Source organism: Streptomyces hainanensis, assembly GCF_004348415.1.
Classification (GTDB): domain Bacteria; phylum Actinomycetota; class Actinomycetes; order Streptomycetales; family Streptomycetaceae; genus Streptomyces; species Streptomyces hainanensis.
The window spans coordinates 1-3,419 of sequence record NZ_SMKI01000641.1; the positions used below are offsets into that span (position 1 = coordinate 1).

At 74.4% G+C, this 3,419-nt stretch carries 2 protein-coding genes; both read right to left on the minus strand.

What is annotated here, in order from left to right; all coding sequences use genetic code 11:
• Positions 1-2,955, minus strand: a 2,955-nt coding sequence (locus E1283_RS34000) for a glycoside hydrolase family 3 C-terminal domain-containing protein (RefSeq protein WP_132822024.1), incomplete at its 3' end; no start/stop codon positions are given.
• A 236-nt stretch (positions 2,956-3,191) separates the two neighbouring features.
• The coding region (locus E1283_RS38370; RefSeq protein WP_132822025.1) for a hypothetical protein at positions 3,192-3,419 on the minus strand (228 nt) is incomplete at its 5' end.

Here is a 3,419-nt window from a genome sequence, read left to right on the forward strand (position 1 = left end):
CACCCCGGCGGCGGTGTTGATGGGCCCCCAGTCGGCGACCCCGTCCAGTGGGTCGGCCGCGCCGGGGGCCCGGTCGGCGCCGACCGGACCGTACGGGGCGAACGCACCGGTGAGGTCGGGCCGCAGCACCAGCTCCACGTCGTGCACCCCCGTCAACGCCGGTACGGAGTCGGGCAGTTCGACGGTGACCGGCGCGTAGCGGTAGCGGTCGCCGGTGGACGGCACCCGCAGCGGGAGGGCGACGTCGAGGCCGGGCACGCGTAGCTCGACCAGCGCCTCGCCCGGTTCCTCGCGGGCGGCGTACAGCCTCACGCGTCGGAGCCCGGCCCCGCCGAAGTCGCAGGCACGGAACCGCAGTCGGCCGAGCTCGCCAGGGCCGGGCCCGGCCACCGCGTCGCCGGAGACCCGGTCACGGTCGACGATCCGCACGCCCTCGCTCCCGTCGTGGTCGACGGCGACGAGGCCGGCGCGTCCGACCGGCCGTGGGCCGACCGGTTCCCCGGTCAGCTTCACGGTCGCGGTCTGCCGGATGTCCCGGCTGGACGCGCCGACCCGCACCGCGTACGCGCCCGGCTCGACCGCCCACCGGCCGTGCGCGACGTCATGGAAACCCAGCGCGGAACGCGCCGGCACACCGAAGGTGAGCCGCCGGCTCTCGCCCGGCGTCAGCGTGATCCGCCGGTGGGCGATCAGCCACCCGTGCGGACGGGGCACGCTCGCGTCCGGCGCGGCGGCGTAGAGCTGGACGACCTCGTCACCGGCCGTCCGCCCGGTGTTGGTGACGGTCACCTCGGCGCGCAGCGTCTCGCCGTCCGTGGCGACCACCAGGTCGGTGTGGTCGAACGAGGTGTAGGAGAGGCCGTGGCCGAAGGGGTAGAGCGGGGTGCCGTCGTAGTAGAGGTAGGTGGCCCGCGCCGCGATCAGGTCGTAGTCGAACAGCCCCGGCAGCTCGGCGTCGTCGGCGTACCAGGTCTGCGGCAGCCGGCCGGCCGGTGAGACGTCGGCGCAGAGCACCCGGGCGAGGGCCGTGCCGGCGGCCTGGCCGCCGTGCGCGGTCCACAGCAGCGCGGGCAGCGCGGCGTCCGCCTCCGGCACGGCGTACGGGTAGGACGAGACCAGCACCAGCGCGGTGCGCGGGTTGGCGGCGTGCGCCGCCCGCCAGAGCCGGTCCTGCGCCGGCGGCAGGGCGAGCGTGCGCCGGTCCTCCGTCTCCCGGCCGTTGATGTGCGGGTCGTTGCCGGCCACCACGAGCACCACGTCGGCCTCGGCGGCGGCCGCGGCCACCGCGTCGACGCCCCGTTCCACCGTCTCCACGAGGAAGACGTCGCCGGTCTCGCCGTCCCCGGCAACCTTCAGCCGCCCGGCGGCGACACACACATGGTTGCCGGTTCCCCGATGCCGCAGGAGGTGGCCTCCGCCGTGCGGCTCCAAGGCGAACGTCTCCTGGACCACCCAGCCGCCGGGCTGTGCGGCGGAGGCCCGCACCAGGCCGTCGTCCGCGACGGACAGGTAGCCCCCGCCGGGGGCGCGCAGCGTCAGCACCCCGTGGCCCCAGTCGACGAGCCGCAGCGGGGTGGCGTCCTCCGCCGCCGCGTCGCCGGCCAGCGGCGGCAGGTCGGTGCGGCCGCGCAGCAGCGCCGGGTCGAGTGCGGCGGCCTCGGTCAGCTCCACGTCGGCGCCGCCGTCCGGCACCCGCACCCAGCCGGCCGCGGTGCGCAGCCGCACCACGTCGGCGCCGTCCGCGAAGGCGGTGGCGGCGACGGCCGGATGGGCGCGCAGCCCGTCGAGCGGGCTGCTGCGGTGGAGCAGCGAGCCGCTGTACCAGTCGAGCTTGACCTCGTCGGCCAGCGGGCCGACCACCGCCACCCGGGTGCCGGGCGCCAGCGGCAGCAGCCCGTCGTTCTTCAGCAGCACCACGGCGGCCTCGGCGGCCCGCACCGCCAACTCCCGGTGCTCGGGGGTGTCGAACGCCGCGTCCGCGGGGTGCGGGTCGAGCTCGGGGTCGAACTGGCCGAGCCGGAACCGCATGCCGAGGAGCCGGCCGACCGCCGTGTCGACGTCGTCCTCGGTGATCAGCCCCCGGCGCAGCGCCTCGGTGAGCCGGGTCACGGTGGGCGCCGAGTCCTCGCCGTGGTCGGTGAAGCTGTCCACGCCGGCGCGCAGCGCGGCGGCCAACCCCTGTTCGTGGTCCGGGAGATACGCCTGGGAGCCGGCGATGTTGCCGGGCGCGTAGGCGTCGGAGCAGACCACGAGCGGCAGGTCGGTCCAGGTGCGCAGCTCGCTGGCGAGCAGCGACGACAGGGTGTTGGGGCGGCCGTTGACCAGGTTGTAGGCGGGCATCACGCCGGCGACGCCGCCGGCCGCCACCGGGCCGCGGAAGGCGGGCAGCTCGTACTCGCGCAACACCCGCGGCCGCACCGAGGTGGAGGCGGTGTCGCGGTCCTCCTCGTGGTTGTGGGCCAGCCAGTGCTTGAGCACCGGCGCGGTGCGCCAGTAGTGCGGGTGGTCGCCGCGCAGACCGCGCGTGTAGGCGGTGGCCAGGGCGGCGGTGAGCGCCGGGTCCTCCGCGTACCCCTCCTCGTTGCGACCCCACAGCGGGTGGCGCAACAGGTTGACGGTGGGGGACCAGACGTTGAGCCCCACCCGCTCGTCGGAGGCGCGCATCGCGCGGACCTCCCGCCCGGTGGCCTCGCCGACCCGGCGCACCAACGCGTCGTCCCAGGTGGCGCCGAGGCCCACGGCCTGCGGGAAGACGGTCGCCGGCCCCATCCAGGCCACCCCGTGCAGGGCCTCCTGGCCGGTGCGGAACGCGGGCAGCCCGAGCCTCGGCACCTCCGGCGCGAACTGGTGCAGCATCGCGAGGCGCTCGTCGAGCGTGAGCCGGCCGAGCAGGTCGGCGACGCGCTCCGCCACGCTCAGCGCCGGATCGCGGAACGGCGGTGGTCCGTCTGTCACTTCTGGGTCCCCAGGTTCCCTCGCGGTCACGGGCATGGCCTCGATCGCCATCACGACCGCGTCGCCACAGCCGTTTTCGAAGCGCTTCGATGCTGGGATTCTGAGGGTGGGTCTGTCAAGAGACCGTTCGACAACGACTCGTCATCTCCTTGGTTCTCCTGTTTTCTCCTGGCCTCTCAGGCCTGACACAGGCTTCGAAAGCGAGTCGAATTTTCTGTGAAGCAGGGCTTGTGCGGCTACTTGGGGGGTCTTAACCTCAGCGCAACATCGAAGCGCTTCGACCATCCTGCGCCACGGTCTTGCGAAGAAGCAGAGCCACGAAGGGTTGACGAGCATGCCCGGTGCGCGTCGCTGTTGCCCATCGCCGGCAGCCAGTCACCGCCTTCACGCAGCATCGCCTCCCAACTGGCCAGCGACAGCTCCTCCTCGGCCGTCCACTCGCCGTTCCATACCTCGACGGCGTC